Consider the following 13,737-nt stretch of genomic DNA (forward strand, 5'->3'; position numbering starts at 1 on the left):
CCACCGGAGCCGATAGCGTGCCGGGCGTGCGCTCCCAGAACTATGGCCGCGACATCCTTGCCGGCAAGCCGAAACGCCAGATCCCCGAACTCGCCGCCGAACCAGGCCTGGTCGTCGAGGACCCGGCCAGCGGGTTCTGCGGCGCGGTCGTGCGGTTCGACCAGGGCAACGTCGTACTGGAGGACCGCAACGGCCGGCACCGGCTGTTCCCGCTGATACCCGCGGGGTTCCTGGTCGACGGCAAACCCGTGACCCTCGTACGCCCGAAGGCCGCACCGCCCGAACCGAAGATGTCCGCGTCCGGATCGGTGAAGGTCGAAGGCCTCAAGGCCCGCACCGCGCAGGCCAGCCGGATCTGGGTGGAAGGCATCCACGACGCCGAGCTGGTCGAACGCGTCTGGGGACACGACCTGCGCGTGGAAGGCATCGTCGTCGAACCCCTGGACGGCATCGACGAACTGGCCCAGCGGGTCGCCGAATTCCGGCCCGGCCCGCAGCGCAGGCTCGGCGTCCTGGTGGACCACCTCGTCGCCGGCAGCAAGGAGTCCCGCATCGTCGCGGCCGTCACCGACCCGAACGTCATGGTCACCGGCCACCCGTACGTCGACATCTGGCAGGCGGTCAAACCGTCCTCGCTGGGCATCGCGCAGTGGCCCACCGTGCCCCGCGGCACATCCTGGAAAGAAGGCATCTGCGCACAGCTCGGCTGGGGCGAACCAGCCGACGGATGGCGCCGGGTGCTCGCCGCCGTGCAGGGCTTCCGCGATCTGGAGACCCCACTGATCGGTTCCGTCGAACGCCTGATCGACTTCGTGGGTCACTTCGGGTGATTCGGCAGCGGCCCGGCCCTGATCTCTGCGAGGATGAGCGCCATGGCGGCCTGGTTGCTGTGGTTGATCGCGGGACTGATCCTGATCTCCGCCGAAGTGCTGTCCGGCGACCTCTGGCTGCTCATGATCGGCCTGGGCGCGTTCGGCGGCGCCGCGGCCGCGGGCGTGACCGATGACCTGGTGGTCAGCACCATCGTGTTCGCCGTGGCGTCCATCGCCCTGGTCGGCGGCCTGCGCCCGTTGCTCAAACGACGCCTGCTGGCCACAACCGGCCACAAGACCAACACCCAGGCCCTCATCGGCGCCAAGGCGACAGTCGTGGCACCGGTCGACGAACACCAAGGGCGGGTCAAGATCGGCGGGGAGATCTGGTCCGCCCGCGCCCACAGCCCCGACGACCGCCTCGCCGAAACGGGCACCCCCGTGATCGTCATGGAGATCTCCGGGGCCACCGCGATCGTCGCTCCCGAACCGTGACCGAGACACACACCCGCGAAGCGGGCACGGCCGCACGGCAGCGAGTACAACTGATGAGCTGTACCCCGCGCTGAAGGTGGAGGTAACTGACTTGGAACCCGTCGCGATCATCGTCGTCGCGGTCATCGTCATCCTGGTGCTGACCATTGTGGTCAAGTCCATCCTGGTCATTCCCCAGGCACAGGCGGCGGTGATCGAACGGCTCGGCAGGTTCACGAAGGTCGCCGAGCCCGGCCTGAACTTCCTCGCCCCGTTCGTCGACCGGGTACGCGCCCGCATCGACCTGCGCGAGCAAGTCGTGTCCTTCCCACCCCAGCCGGTGATCACCCAGGACAACCTGACCGTGTCCATCGACACCGTCGTCTACTTCCAGGTCACCGACTCCCGCGCCGCGGTGTACGAGATCTCCAACTACATCGTCGGCGTCGAACAGCTGGCCACCACGACCCTGCGCAACCTCGTCGGCGGAATGAGCCTCGAGGAGACACTCACCTCCCGCGACGAGATCAACGGGCAGCTGCGCGGCGTCCTGGACGAGGCCACCGGCCGGTGGGGCATCCGCGTGGCCCGCGTGGAACTCAAGGCGATCGACCCACCGCCGTCCATCCAGGACTCGATGGAAAAGCAGATGCGCGCCGACCGCGAGAAGCGCGCGATGATCCTGACCGCCGAAGGCCAGCGGGAAGCCGCCATCAAGACCGCCGAAGGCCAGAAACAGTCCCAGATCCTCTCGGCCGAAGGCGCCAAACAGGCCGCGATCCTCGCCGCCGAGGCCGAGCGCCAGTCCCGCATCCTGCGCGCCCAGGGCGAGCGGGCCGCCCGCTACCTGCAGGCCCAGGGCCAGGCCAAAGCCATCGAGAAGGTCTTCACCGCGATCAAGGCGGGCAAACCCACGCCGGAAGTGCTGGCCTACCAGTACCTGCAGACCCTGCCGCAGATGGCCCAGGGCGACGCGAACAAAGTCTGGCTCGTGCCCAGCGACTACGGCAAAGCCCTCGAAGGCTTCGCCAAGATGCTCGGCGCACCCGGCGACGACGGCGTGTTCCGCTACGAACCGCCCAAAGAGGACGTCCCCGCGTCCAAGCCGGAAGAAGACGACGACGAGATCAAAGCCTGGTTCGACACAGCACCGGACCCCCACGTCGCCGAAGCCGTCCGCGCCGCGGAAGCCGTGGCCCGCAAAGAAGTCCCCAGCCCGCTGTCGGTACGCCCAGGCCCAGTCAGCCCCGGCGCCCGCCAGCCCCTGTCCCTCGGCGACGACCCGTCCGCGCCTCCCGGCCCCGGCGTCCCCCTCGCCGACTCACCCGAACTGTCAGACGACCCCAATAACCCCTGACTTCGGTGCCCGGCTCCGGTGATCAGCCACATGCACCCGGGTCGCGCACCGCGTTGAACAGAACCGACGACGGCCATTGCGAGACGTGTCCACATAGACCGTCTCGCACCCGTCGTTGTCACAACGCCCCAGCCGCGCAGGATCCAGACACAACACGTGCGCCACACCCGCAGCGGTGAAAGCCATCGTCCGCATGACCGGGTCATCATCCTCGCGGGCGTAGTGGATATGCGGCGCCCGGCCATCATGCTGCGAGATGTACGGACGACTCGCCGAATCCCGCAGCAGCCCATTGACAAGCCCCACCAGCCGATCCACATCAGCCTCCCCGAACACAGGGGACAGGCGATCGGCGGCCCACTCGAGAATCCGCACCGCCTCCGGCTCGGTGACCGAGCGCGTCGTCCGGTTGTGCGCCTGAAAAATCTCACCGACCACCGGCGCGGCCGCCCCACCCCGCGCCACCGCACCGTCCACATTGACCAAGGCCGCGGCCAGCTCAGCCGCCGGCCCGCCGTAAGGGTTGAAATGCATTAGAGCATTACAGCAGGCTGGCGGCGTGACGACAACATGCCCCAGCTGCGGCTGGCCCACCGACGACCTGCCCACCTCGGCCCACCGCACCTCAGAAGGAATCGTCGACTACCGCCGATGCGTCTGCGGCACATGGCTCGTCCAACTCAACGGCAGCACCGTCGCCACCAGATAGCCGTACCGTGAAAGTTGCAGCGAACCACGGACATACCGTGAGGGTTTCGGCGGCAATCAAACCCGTGCAGGACGACACCGCTCCGGCCCGCTTCTACCTTCCTTACTGGTTCCGGATTCCGGTCGATGCCAAACCGAGTCAAGGAAGGGAACACATTATGCGCATGCGACGCGCACTGGTTACAGCCGTCCTGGGGGGCGCGCTCGCCGTTGGGGGCATGGGGATGACGGCCCACGCGGCCGAGGCAGCACCTTCATCGAAGGTCTCCGCCAGCGAGACGACCGCCCAGATCCTGGCCAGCTGGCACTTCTACCGCGCCTACTGGACCCTCGGGGCGTGCGCCGCTGAGGGCAACGCTCTCGGCGGCACCTACAAGTGCGAGTACAAGAGGGGCAGCGACGGCAGGCTGAAGTGGTTCCTGTACCGCTGGTACTGAGCCAGTAAACATGCGGGCCCGTAGCAAGATCATTGCTGCGGGCCCGCATGCTCCGGAGACCTCGCGCTGAACCGCGGTGTCAGGCGTGCGCCTCAGCCAGCGAGCCGAACAGCTTCAAAGTCGAGTCCAGGCCGGTCAGCTGGAATACGCGGGCTGTGCTCGAGTTGGTCACGATCCGCACCTCACAGCCCACCTGCTCGGCCTTCTGATGGGCCTGGACCAGTACTGACAGGCCCGCGGAACTCAGGAATGTCACCCCGGACAGATCCACGGCCAGCACTGCGCCGGCCGCGGGCATTGTCCGCTCGACGGTGAGCTGCAAGTCGGGGGCCGTGACGGTGTCGATCTCACCCTTGGCCGACAGCACCGGACCAGCAGGGCCCTGCTCGACCTCGATCGACAACGGCTGAAACTCAGCGGATGACATGCGCGACATCATTGCATCAGGACACCAGGACCACCTTGCCGACTGTCCCACGTGTCTCCAACGCGTTATGCGCCCGCGCTGCCTCCGCCAGCGGGAAAGCCTGCGTCAACGGCACTAGCTGGCCCTTTGCCAACGCCGCCAGTGACTCGGTCTCCAGCCGCCGCAACCCGCCCGGCTGCCTGAGCACGCGCGGGCCGATCGCCACCGTCGCGGTCAGGCTCCGCGCCCACAGGTCCTCGGCCGACAGCGCCAACGACTCACCCGACGAATACCCGAACATCACCACCCGGCCACCGACGCCCAGCAGATCGAACGCCTCACGCCCCGGCTTGCCCCCGACACTGTCGAAGTACACCGTCAGCTCACGATCACCCAACCCCTGCCGCACCTGCTCAGACCAGCCATCCACCCGATAATCCACCACCACGTCCGCACCCAGCCCACGCACGGCCTCGACCTTCTCCGGACCACCCGCCAACGCCACCACAAACGCGCCCACATTGCGCGCGGCCTGCACCAGCAACGCACCCATACCACCGGCCGCCGCCGAAACCAGCACCACGTCATCCGCCCGCAACGCGGCGACCTCAAGCACCGCCAACGTCGTCCGCCCGGTCCCGATCATCGCCACCGCGGCCTCGAACCCAGCACCCTCAGGAATCTCGTGCAACGACGAGACATTCGCCACCGCCCGCTCGGCATACCCGCCACTGGCCGCGCCCAGATGCGCCACCACCCGCCTGCCGAGCCACGCCTGATCCACATCCGCACCCAGCACGTCCACCACACCCGCGACCTCACGCCCGGGCGTCATCGGCAGAGCAGGCACCGGGAACGGCCCGCCCGCCTCGCCCGCCCGGATCTTCGTGTCCAGCAAATGCACACCGGACGCGGCCACAGCGATCCGGACCTGCCCCGGCCCAGGGACCGGGGCAGGTGTCTCCTCGAACTTCAGAACCTCAGCCGAACCGAACTCGTACTGCCGAATCGCATGACTTGTCATGCGCCCAGCCTGCAACCTCAACCATGCCTGAGGTCAACTCGCGTACGGCGCCTTCGCCGCTTTCGCCGCCGTCAACAACGCACCCTTGTTCTTAGGCCAGAACAAACTGTCCATACACGAGTACTGCGGGAAGAACCCGCCACACGAGCCACTGCCCGAACCCAGCTCGAACGTGTAACTCGCGATACCCAGGTTGCCATACGTGAAATCGTCGGTCGTCCCCGTCGTGTCACCCTCGGCCACCACGGTGTAACCGTTGAACGCCTTCATCTTGTTGCCCAGCGCGGCCAGCCCCGCCGCGTTCGGGTTCGCGTTCCACGTCCAGCCCCACGGCGGCATGATCAAGTTGCCGTAGCTGTGCGCCGTGATCATCACGCCCTTGGTCGTCACCGGCGCCACATCGTTGTCACCAGGACCCCGCTGATCCGGGAACAACTGCTTGAACCACGTCTCCAGCGCCTTGGTCTCCGGCTCCGACGCCGCACCCGTGCCCTGATACGTCTCACCACACCGGCTCGTGCCCGCCCCACCCCACTTGAAGCTCGAGTTCCGGTTCAAGTCGATCCCATAACTCGGCGTCGAACAACTCGCACCCGTGTTGTTGGCGTTCTTGCGCTGCATCAACGGCTGGTTGCCGCCAGAGGCCGCGATGTCCACACCGTCCGGGTTGACGATCGGCACCACCCACAACTCCGTGGTGTCCAGAATGGACGTGACCTCGGCGTCCGTGCCATAGCCCTTCGTGACATGGTCGATCCACTTCCACGCCAGCTCGCCCGTGGCCAGCTCACGCGCATGGATCTGCGCGATCAATGCGAACCGGGGCTTGGCGGAGTTGGGGTTCAGCGCACAGTCCCCGGCCTTCTTCTTGGTGATACAGATCGCCCAGATATCGTGCCCACCCTGGCCACGAGTCTTACGCCAGCTGTCACCGATATCGAACACCTGCGTCAACGCCGGATACGCCGCCGCGACAGAAGTCAGATGGTTCTCATGAGCCGTCACCGTGTGATAGCCGCCGTAATACGTATCCGCAGCAACCTCGGCCCGCGACGCCACCACTTGCTTGTAGACGGTGTCGTACTTCACCGGCCGATAACCCAGACCCATCAACCGGTTGGCCACACCCTGATCACCCACCACCTGAACCGGGCCACCAGCACCGTGCTCGACATCGAAACCGGCCTCCGACAGCACATGCTCGTCACCACCCGGCACCTGCCAGTAGTACGGCGTCGAATCAGGCCGAGCCTGGGCAACCGACGTGGTACTCGCGACCGCGAACGGCAACACCAAAGCCGCCGCGAGCACACCGATCCGCAGCTTCATGGACACACCTCCACAGAGGCCGGCAGCCAGGGGCAGGGAACAGGGCGACCGCCGCGCCGAACGCGAGTATGAGGTGGCACGCATGTGATTAGAACCTACGAAGGGTGTTCACATGTAAACGGAACGTATCACCTGAAAGGATGATCATGTGCGACCACTGATCATCCTCACCGTGCTCCTGCTGACCGCCTGCACGCCGGCGCCCGCCCCGGCACCGGACCCGATCCGGCCACCTACCCCCACAACCACCCCACAGCAACAGTCCGGCCTGATGATCACCGCCGGAGAAGTCGAAGCCGCATCCGGCCTGCGCGCGATGACCGTCACCATGACCAACAAGGACACCAGACCGCACCCGCTCAACGGATACCCCGCACTCCAGGTCCTCGACTCCGACCGCGGCCTCCTGCAGATCGAGATCGTCCCCGGCGCCGCCGGCATCACCAGCGGCTTCGACACACCACCACGCCCCGTCACCCTCGAACCCGGCCAGAAGGCAACCGCCAGCCTGCTCTGGCGCAACACAGTCACCGACTCAACCGTCAACGCGACCAAAGGCACGTACCTCAACATCGCCCCCGCGGACGGACAACCCTGGCAGACCCTCCAGCCCGACGGCGGCCTTGACCTGGGCAACACCGGCAAACTCGGCGTCAGCGCCTGGATCACGCCATAAGCGGAATCGCCCAGAGCGCAACAGCCTGCCGCCGGGGGAGTACCCCGGGCAGGCTGAAACCATGAGCCTTGGATTCAACGGCGACGTCGTCGACTTCTACCAGAAATACCGCCGCGGCTATCCAGCCGAGGCCATCACCACGATCACCGGCAAATTCTCGTTGACCCACAACGACATCGCACTCGACCTGGGCTGCGGCACCGGCCTGCTCACCCGGCCACTCGCCGAGACAGTCCGCGCCGTCATCGGCATGGACCCCGAACCCGACATGCTCGCCCGCGCCCGCCAGGAAGGCGGCACGAACATCACCTGGATGCTCGGAGCGGATACCGATATCCCAAAACTCACCGCAGTGCTGGGGGAGAGGTCCATCGGCGCGGTCACCATCGGGCAAGCCCTGCACTGGATGGACCACGACACACTCTTGCACGCACTGTTCCCCCTGATACGACCCGGCGGTGGGGTAGCGGTCGTGACCAACGGAACCCCACTCTGGCTGCACGACAACCCATGGTCGAAATCGCTACGCGCCAGCGTCGAACACTGGCTCGGCCACAAAACGACACTCACTTGCGGCTCCGACGCCGAAGCCCAGCAACGCTACGCCGAGAGCCTGCGCGCCAACGGATTCACCGTGGACACCGACACCGTCGAATACGAAGACGAACTGACCATCGACGAGATCGTCGGCGGCATGTACTCGGCCCTGCCTCCCAGCAAACTGCCCACCCCGGAACAACGACCGGTCCTGGCCGGGCAGATCCAACGCGCGCTCGAACACGACGGACCGTTCATCGAGCATGTCCGCGTAACCGTCCTGACGGGTCAAGTCCCATAGCGCGCAACAAGTTCCGACCCGAGCCGGGCCAGCTCCGCCCGCACCGGATCAGACTCCTCGACATCCACCAGCGCACCCCACCCGGCCAGCACCTGAGCGATCATGATCGGCGCGGGAGCGGCCAGCCTGACCCGGACCCGGCCGTCATCCGCATCACCGAGCACCTCACAATGCCGTCCGAACTGACCCTGCAAGATCCGCACATGCCGCTCCTGCGCCAGCACGATCGCCGAAACAAGACCACGACGCTGCTCAACCTCGTCGACCACCTGACTCCACGCCGCCGACAAATCGAAGTCGTCCGGCCGCTCCGCGGGCAGATCGGTCACCTGCGGATCCACCATGCGATCAACCCGGAATGTCCGCTGACCGTTCTCGGTACCGGCGATCAGGTACCAAATATCGTCCTTGTCCACCAGGCCCAGGGGAGCGACCAGCCGCTCGGCCTGCTGACGTGCCCGATTGGTGTAGGTGAACCGCACCTTCAACCGGCGGACAACCGCAGTCTGGAGCGTATCGACGAGACTGTTGCGCCCCCGGTCAGGCTCACCCCACCTGCTGGAGTCGATCACCACAGCACTCGCCGCGGCTTCGGCGTCAGCCCGGAAGGTGCCGGGAAGCGCCCGCACAAGCTTGCGAAGCGCCGCTTTCGCTTCTGGCGCAACGGAAGCAGCCGGACCGACCAGCAGGAAGAGCGCCTGCGCCTCGGTAGCGGTCAGTCCACTGAGGTCAGTACGCGCACCACCCAGCAACTCCCACCCGCCGCCACGGCCAGGCTGCGGATAAACCGGAATCCCGGCGGCCGACAACGCCTCAAGATCCCGCCGGGCCGTGGCCACCGAGATCTCCAGCTCGTCGGCCAGTTCGGCAGCGGTGACCCGGCCCCGGGACTGCATCAGAAGCAACGCGGCAACAAGCCGATCAGCACGCATAGGGGGAGTCTGACAAACAAAGTGTGCAGTTGATGAGCACTTTGCCGGAAAACCTTCCTGTTGACAGCGACTGAGAAACCAAGGCCGCCACACTTACCCGACTCTTCTCATCGTCGTGGCCATCAGGCTCGGCAGGTCATCGTGCTGCGTTTCCTCGGTGGGTAGCGCAGGTCGCCGCCGCGCGGTGATGATCACTGCGGCGGTCGTTGCCAGGGTGAACACCGCCACTGCAGTGAACGCGGTCAGGGTCTGCCAATCGGGGTGAACCACCGACTGGCCGCGCTTTGCCTGCCAGGTGAGCACGGCGAACACACCGGTGTAGCCCAGGGCGGCGATGCCGACCAGCCGGGCTCGGACCCGTTCGTCGCGCAGCCAGCCGTAGCGGGTCGCGAGCAATCCCAAGATCGCGGTCACCAGCAGCAGGACCTGGATGCCATGCATACCAACGAAATGCGGTGGCCGCAGGTCGCCGCCGGTCGTGCTCCAGTTGGTGATGGGCATCCCGGTGCCGTCGGGGTCGCCGATGCCGTGGCCGCCTTTCATGGACACCGTGTTGCCGTTGGCGTCGGTCACCGTACGAGGTGTGGCACCTGAGGAGCCGCTGAGCCACAGGGCCACGACCATGCTGGCGATGGCCAGCCCGAGCCCGGCGCGCAGGGCACGGGCCATGGCTGGGTCGCCGGTGCGCTGGATCAGCACCAGGATCGCGATGACCAGGGTGGTCAGCAGCAGCGGCAGGACGCCGAAGCTGAACACCGTCCGCACGGTCTGGGCGACGGCATCGGTGTTGCCGTTGAAGTGGCTGACGGTACCGTGCGCGGCGGCGTAGACGACAACGCCAACGTCCAGCAGCCCGGCAACCGCGAACACAGTGCCCAGCCACCAGCCTAGGCGTCTACCCTTGTGCAGCTTGCTGAGCAGCCATGCGAGCGTGAGGCCGTACACGCCCATGCCGAAGCCGAATTTCATGGGCTTCAGCCAGATCGATTCGCCCAGTAACAGGCGATCGTCGACAACCACACCAACGACGCATGCCAACACCAGAGCGAACATGAGCGTCACGTTCGCCAGCAGTGGGCGATGCCAGCCATGCATGGCACTGAACGGTCTCGACAAGACAGTCATGGTTGCTCCCACCAGGGTCCATTTGCTGATGCTGTTGCCTCATCAGCCTTTCCGAACCGCCTGGCGGGAACCATCCGGCGAACACCCGGCGCACTCGGGGGGTTGTCCCTACGCCAGGGGAAGGCCCAGATGTCCATTACTTGACATAATGTAGATTATCGAATTATTGCCGACCTGGGAGATCATCCCTGAGAGGACTCAGGCGCTGCAGGCTGGTTGTCGGTGCACGCATACGCGTGCGCGCCGTTTCGTCGCTCAGCACGCGTCGAGCCAGCCTTAGCGATGAGCGACCGCGGGGCCAGCCCGCCCTGGGGCGCCGGTCTCGGAAACACTGCAGAATGAATCGTCACCGTGACGTTAGACCTCGATGTCCCCGGACCTTCCCCAGACGAGGTTTCACCCCGTTTGATGCATAACGGTCATTATGCATCAATTCAACGCATGCGGAAATTCCTTCTGATCGCTCACCACCCGGCCGCCCTGTCAAGCCTCCGATGATCATGAAGCCCCACCCCGCTGTCCCGTCCCGACCGTCAGACCCCGTCACTACCTTGGCTTGACAGGGGAACCATCGATGTCGGTCTTTGTCGCGATGATCGGCCACCACTACCCCACCGTCGTGTCCCCCTGACCTCAATACTTAGCTCTTGCGCTAAGTATTGTTTCGGGTAATACTTAGCCGCATGGCTCAGTATTCGGCTGTGCTGGATGGGGTGTTCGTCGCGCTTGCTGACCCGACGAGGCGTGCGGTGATTCGGCGGCTTGGTCGTGGACCGGCGAGCGTGGGCGATCTCGCCAGCGAGGCCCCCATGACGTTGCCGTCATTCATGAAGCACGTGCGGGTGCTTGAGTCGAATGGCCTGATCCGCACCACGAAGTCCGGCCGGGTGCGTACCTGTGAGCTCAACCAGGAGCAGCTCGCCAGGCTCGTCGAGAAATGAAGGTTGTCGTCACGGAGTTCGTAGCCATGGCCTGTGCCCCGGTCCGGTCGGGTGCGTGCCCGTGACGCCCATGACCACTGAGTAGAGGCTGGTCTGCGCGGTGATGAAGAGACGGTTGCGCTTGGCGCCGCCCCAGGCAATGTTGGCGACCGTCTCGGGGATGTTGAGCCGCCCGATCAGAGTGCCGTCGGGGTCGTAGCAGTGCACTCCGTCGTCCATCGCGGCCGCCCAAAGCCGGCCCGCGTCGTCGAAGCGGAGGTTGTCGAAGCGGGCTGTCTCACGGTGCCTGGCTTCGGCGAAGATCTCGCCGTCTGACAGTGTGCCGTCGTCGCGTACGTCGAAGACCCGGATGAAGCCTGCCCGGGTGTCGGAGACGAAGAGTTGCCGCTCGTCGGCCGAGAAGACCAGGCCGTTCGGGGCGCCGAAGCAGTCGGCGACCAGCCGCACTTCGCCGGTGTCCGGGGCGATGCGGTAGACGTTGTTGGAGCCGATCTCGCTCTGCGCGCGGTAGCCTTCGTAGTCGCTGGTGATGCCGAAGTCCGGGTCGGAGAACCAGATGGAGCCGTCGGACTTCACGGCCGCGTCGTTCGGGCTGTTGAGGCGCTTGCCCTGCCAGCGATCGGCCAGCACGGTGATTGTGCCGTTGTGCTCGGTCCGGGTCACTCGGCGGTTGCCCTGCTCGCAGGTGATCAGCCGGCCCTCACGGTCGAGGGTGTTGCCGTTGGTGTGCCCGGCGGAGCGGCGAAAGAGGCTGACTGTGCCGGTTTCCTCGTCCCAGCGCAGCATCCGGTCGTTGGGGATGTCGCTCCAGATCACCTGCCGCCAGGCGGGCAGGTAGATCGGTCCTTCGACCCAGCGGCAGCCGGTGTGGAGGACCTCGAGGCCGTCGTCACCGTTCATGCACCGGCCGGTACGGAATCGGTCGTCGAGCATCTCGTACAGCGGCCGTTCGTTGGTCATGAGATTCCTTCCTATTGCCGAATCACCTTCGGTCTACAGGGCAGGGTGCAGGATGGCATACTGTCAATGCAACCTCGATCTGAAGGGAGAGTTGTGGATCACGTCGATCGTGCCCTGCTGGCGCAGCTGCAGCAGGACGCCACCCAGTCCTACGCCGCGCTGGGTCAGGCTGTGGGTCTCTCCGCCGGAGCGGCCCATGAACGCGTGCGGAAGTTGCGGGAACGCGGCGTGATCCGGCGGACGACCGTCGAGGTGGATCCGGCAGCGGTGGGCAACGTGGTCCTGGCCTACGTGATGGTCAGTTCGACCTCCTGGATGGGTGATTCGGCGGAGAACTTCGCCGCACTCCCCGAGATCCTGGAGGCGCATGTCATCGCCGGCAGTGCATCGGTGCTGGTGAAGGTCAGGACCGCGACTACCGAACAGCTACAGGACGTCCTGCGGCGGATCTATGCGATCGACGGGGTCAGCGGCACGCAGGCCACGGTGGTGCTGGAGACTTTTTTCGAGCGTCCGGTCTCCCCGCGGATTTCCGATCAGGAGTGATCGTGCGGTAAATTCAACTTGTGTTGAATGCTGGATTGTCGGTGGTTGCCGGTATCAAGATCACTGTGCTGCTGCTTGATGCTCAGGAGGCGTTTTTCGTTGCCCGCAAGCCTCGTAAAGACTCCCCGCACACCACGGCCGCCTACCGGCGGGACCTGCACGGTGTCAACGCCTTGCTGGCGCGGACCGCTGACAAGGCCGTCGGCTCGTTGGTTCTCGAGGACCTGACGGTCCTGGCTCTGCGGGGTGCGTTCGGAGAGTTCGCGGACGGGCATGCCAAGACCTCGGTGGCGCGGGCCTGGTCGACCTGGAACCAGTTCCTGACCTTCTGTGTCACCGACGGCCTGCTCGAAGGCAATCCGATGGGGGCCGTGACCAGGCCCAAGGCTCCCCCATCGGCCCCCAAACCGTTGCGCGGCGAGGACACTCCGGAGCGTCTGCTGGCGGCCGCGGCCGCCGGGGCGAGGCGGGCCAGGGATCCGTGGCCGGAGCGGGACGTCCTGGTGCTGGCTCTCGGTCTGGTCGCCGGGCTGAGGTCTGCGGAAGTGCGGGCGCTGCAACGGTCCTCGGTGGTCGGGCGGCCAGGCGAGCAGCGGCTTCACGTGCAGGGCAAGGGAAGCCGGGAACGGTCCATTCCGATCGAGCCACCGCTGGAGCGAGTGATCGACGCATACCTGGCGTCGTGCGCGACGAGGTTCCCGCATCAGCGATTCGGGCCGAACTCCGCGCTGCTGCTGGACTATCGCGGTGAGCCGATCGGCCGTGGCGGTCTGGACTACCTGGTGAAGGCCAGCTACCGGTGGGCCGGCATCCGCGACCAGGTGCCCACCGGCGCGAACCTGCACGCGCTGCGCCACACTTTCGCGACCCGGCTCGCCGAAGACGGTGCGAACGCCACGGAGATCATGGCCCTCCTGGGGCACGCCAATCTCAACACCAGCCAGAATTACATTGAGGCAACCGGCAAGGAGCGTCGGGCTGCCGCTGCGGGCAACCGCACGTATCAGGCTTTGTCGGGTTTGGCCGACTCGTAGAAGACCTCGTTGAGGAGCCTTTGCCGGGCGTTCTGGAATGCTGTTGCGATGGACAGGCTGGCGTCGTCCACGCAGTTCAGCGCAGCGGTCAAGGCCTTGCTGCCGTCGGGTGTGCTGTACATCAGCGCCGTGTGGCCG

18 protein-coding genes are annotated in these 13,737 nt (G+C 65.9%); 10 read left to right on the forward strand and 8 right to left on the reverse strand.

Going from position 1 to position 13,737, the window contains the following annotated elements:
- Window positions 1-26: 26 nt before the first annotated feature.
- The 3 genes from JOF56_RS38965 (at window position 27) to JOF56_RS38975 (ending at window position 2,643) form a co-directional block, all read left to right on the forward strand.
- The gene (locus JOF56_RS38965) at window positions 27-830 is read left to right on the forward strand and encodes a DUF3097 domain-containing protein (RefSeq protein ID WP_209644421.1); all 804 of its coding nucleotides are present in this window, start codon (window positions 27-29) and stop codon (window positions 828-830) included.
- A gap of 42 nt (window positions 831-872) precedes the next feature.
- A complete protein-coding gene (locus tag JOF56_RS38970) occupies window positions 873-1,307 on the forward strand; it encodes an NfeD family protein (protein WP_209644422.1) in 435 nt (144 codons plus the stop codon).
- A gap of 91 nt (window positions 1,308-1,398) precedes the next feature.
- Window positions 1,399-2,643, forward strand: coding sequence for an SPFH domain-containing protein (locus tag JOF56_RS38975; RefSeq protein WP_209644423.1), 1,245 nt, complete (start codon window positions 1,399-1,401; stop codon window positions 2,641-2,643).
- Here JOF56_RS38975 and JOF56_RS38980 read toward each other — a convergent pair.
- A complete protein-coding gene (locus JOF56_RS38980) occupies window positions 2,620-3,177 on the reverse strand; it encodes a CGNR zinc finger domain-containing protein (protein WP_209644424.1) in 558 nt (185 codons plus the stop codon). The genes JOF56_RS38975 and JOF56_RS38980 overlap by 24 nt on opposite strands.
- A gap of 25 nt (window positions 3,178-3,202) precedes the next feature.
- Between JOF56_RS38980 and JOF56_RS38985 the strand changes: the two genes are divergently transcribed.
- A complete protein-coding gene (locus tag JOF56_RS38985; RefSeq protein ID WP_209644425.1) occupies window positions 3,203-3,352 on the forward strand; it encodes a hypothetical protein in 150 nt (49 codons plus the stop codon).
- A gap of 163 nt (window positions 3,353-3,515) precedes the next feature.
- Window positions 3,516-3,788 carry a hypothetical protein gene (locus JOF56_RS38990; protein ID WP_209644426.1) on the forward strand — a complete coding sequence of 91 codons (273 nt, stop codon included), beginning with the start codon at window positions 3,516-3,518 and terminating at the stop codon, window positions 3,786-3,788.
- 79 nt (window positions 3,789-3,867) lie between these two features.
- On the opposite strand, the gene JOF56_RS38995 is transcribed toward JOF56_RS38990, so the two are convergent.
- From JOF56_RS38995 to JOF56_RS39005, 3 genes are read right to left on the reverse strand one after another with little or no spacing between them, the layout of a single operon-like run.
- Window positions 3,868-4,215, reverse strand: a complete 348-nt coding sequence (locus JOF56_RS38995) for an STAS domain-containing protein (RefSeq protein WP_209644427.1) — start codon at window positions 4,213-4,215, stop codon at window positions 3,868-3,870.
- 16 nt (window positions 4,216-4,231) lie between these two features.
- Window positions 4,232-5,218, reverse strand: coding sequence for a zinc-binding dehydrogenase (locus JOF56_RS39000; protein WP_209644428.1), 987 nt, complete (start codon window positions 5,216-5,218; stop codon window positions 4,232-4,234).
- A gap of 33 nt (window positions 5,219-5,251) precedes the next feature.
- Window positions 5,252-6,547, reverse strand: coding sequence for a M14 family zinc carboxypeptidase (locus tag JOF56_RS39005; RefSeq protein ID WP_209644429.1), 1,296 nt, complete (start codon window positions 6,545-6,547; stop codon window positions 5,252-5,254).
- A gap of 148 nt (window positions 6,548-6,695) precedes the next feature.
- Between JOF56_RS39005 and JOF56_RS39010 the strand changes: the two genes are divergently transcribed.
- On the forward strand, window positions 6,696-7,223 hold the full coding sequence (locus tag JOF56_RS39010; protein WP_209644430.1) for a DUF4232 domain-containing protein: 528 nt from the start codon (window positions 6,696-6,698) through the stop codon (window positions 7,221-7,223).
- A gap of 61 nt (window positions 7,224-7,284) precedes the next feature.
- Window positions 7,285-8,061 carry a class I SAM-dependent methyltransferase gene (locus tag JOF56_RS39015; RefSeq protein ID WP_209644431.1) on the forward strand — a complete coding sequence of 259 codons (777 nt, stop codon included), beginning with the start codon at window positions 7,285-7,287 and terminating at the stop codon, window positions 8,059-8,061.
- On the opposite strand, the gene JOF56_RS39020 is transcribed toward JOF56_RS39015, so the two are convergent.
- Both JOF56_RS39020 and JOF56_RS39025 read right to left on the reverse strand, forming a co-directional pair.
- Entirely contained in the window at window positions 8,049-8,993 is a 945-nt protein-coding gene (locus JOF56_RS39020; protein WP_209644432.1) for a helix-turn-helix transcriptional regulator, read from the reverse strand. The genes JOF56_RS39015 and JOF56_RS39020 overlap by 13 nt on opposite strands.
- Before the next feature lie 93 nt (window positions 8,994-9,086).
- Complete coding sequence (locus JOF56_RS39025) at window positions 9,087-10,118, reverse strand: hypothetical protein (RefSeq protein ID WP_209644433.1); 1,032 nt, start codon at window positions 10,116-10,118, stop codon at window positions 9,087-9,089.
- A 683-nt stretch (window positions 10,119-10,801) separates the two neighbouring features.
- Between JOF56_RS39025 and JOF56_RS39030 the strand changes: the two genes are divergently transcribed.
- Window positions 10,802-11,059: an ArsR/SmtB family transcription factor gene (locus JOF56_RS39030; RefSeq protein ID WP_209644434.1), complete on the forward strand. Its 258-nt coding sequence runs from the start codon at window positions 10,802-10,804 to the stop codon at window positions 11,057-11,059.
- Window positions 11,060-11,068: 9 nt separating this feature from the next.
- Here JOF56_RS39030 and JOF56_RS39035 read toward each other — a convergent pair whose 3' ends face one another.
- Window positions 11,069-12,019: an SMP-30/gluconolactonase/LRE family protein gene (locus tag JOF56_RS39035; RefSeq protein WP_209644435.1), complete on the reverse strand. Its 951-nt coding sequence runs from the start codon at window positions 12,017-12,019 to the stop codon at window positions 11,069-11,071.
- Between the two features lie 93 nt (window positions 12,020-12,112).
- On the opposite strand from JOF56_RS39035, the gene JOF56_RS39040 reads away from it, so the two are divergent.
- Window positions 12,113-12,565, forward strand: a complete 453-nt coding sequence (locus JOF56_RS39040; RefSeq protein ID WP_307855456.1) for an Lrp/AsnC family transcriptional regulator — start codon at window positions 12,113-12,115, stop codon at window positions 12,563-12,565.
- A gap of 41 nt (window positions 12,566-12,606) precedes the next feature.
- Window positions 12,607-13,599 carry a tyrosine-type recombinase/integrase gene (locus JOF56_RS39045; RefSeq protein WP_307855457.1) on the forward strand — a complete coding sequence of 331 codons (993 nt, stop codon included), beginning with the start codon at window positions 12,607-12,609 and terminating at the stop codon, window positions 13,597-13,599.
- On the opposite strand, the gene JOF56_RS39050 is transcribed toward JOF56_RS39045, so the two are convergent.
- Complete coding sequence (locus tag JOF56_RS39050) at window positions 13,569-13,721, reverse strand: hypothetical protein (protein WP_209644437.1); 153 nt, start codon at window positions 13,719-13,721, stop codon at window positions 13,569-13,571. The genes JOF56_RS39045 and JOF56_RS39050 overlap by 31 nt on opposite strands.
- Window positions 13,722-13,737 lie beyond the last annotated feature (16 nt).

The organism is Kibdelosporangium banguiense (genome assembly GCF_017876405.1).
Classification (GTDB): Bacteria; Actinomycetota; Actinomycetes; order Mycobacteriales; family Pseudonocardiaceae; genus Kibdelosporangium; species Kibdelosporangium banguiense.

Excerpts from the sequence above, each read along its gene's own strand:
- JOF56_RS38970 (WP_209644422.1), top strand. The coding sequence starts at position 873 with ATGGCGGCCTGGTTGCTGTGGTTGATCGCGGGACTGATCCTGATCTCC.
- JOF56_RS38980 (WP_209644424.1), bottom strand. The coding sequence starts at position 3,177 with ATGCATTTCAACCCTTACGGCGGGCCGGCGGCTGAGCTGGCCGCGGCC.
- JOF56_RS38990 (WP_209644426.1), top strand. The coding sequence starts at position 3,516 with ATGCGACGCGCACTGGTTACAGCCGTCCTGGGGGGCGCGCTCGCCGTT.
- JOF56_RS38995 (WP_209644427.1), bottom strand. The coding sequence starts at position 4,215 with ATGTCATCCGCTGAGTTTCAGCCGTTGTCGATCGAGGTCGAGCAGGGC.
- JOF56_RS39000 (WP_209644428.1), bottom strand. The coding sequence starts at position 5,218 with ATGACAAGTCATGCGATTCGGCAGTACGAGTTCGGTTCGGCTGAGGTT.
- JOF56_RS39005 (WP_209644429.1), bottom strand. The coding sequence starts at position 6,547 with ATGAAGCTGCGGATCGGTGTGCTCGCGGCGGCTTTGGTGTTGCCGTTC.
- JOF56_RS39015 (WP_209644431.1), top strand. The coding sequence starts at position 7,285 with ATGAGCCTTGGATTCAACGGCGACGTCGTCGACTTCTACCAGAAATAC.
- JOF56_RS39020 (WP_209644432.1), bottom strand. The coding sequence starts at position 8,993 with ATGCGTGCTGATCGGCTTGTTGCCGCGTTGCTTCTGATGCAGTCCCGG.
- JOF56_RS39025 (WP_209644433.1), bottom strand. The coding sequence starts at position 10,118 with ATGACTGTCTTGTCGAGACCGTTCAGTGCCATGCATGGCTGGCATCGC.
- JOF56_RS39030 (WP_209644434.1), top strand. The coding sequence starts at position 10,802 with ATGGCTCAGTATTCGGCTGTGCTGGATGGGGTGTTCGTCGCGCTTGCT.
- JOF56_RS39035 (WP_209644435.1), bottom strand. The coding sequence starts at position 12,019 with ATGACCAACGAACGGCCGCTGTACGAGATGCTCGACGACCGATTCCGT.
- JOF56_RS39050 (WP_209644437.1), bottom strand. The coding sequence starts at position 13,721 with ATGTACAGCACACCCGACGGCAGCAAGGCCTTGACCGCTGCGCTGAAC.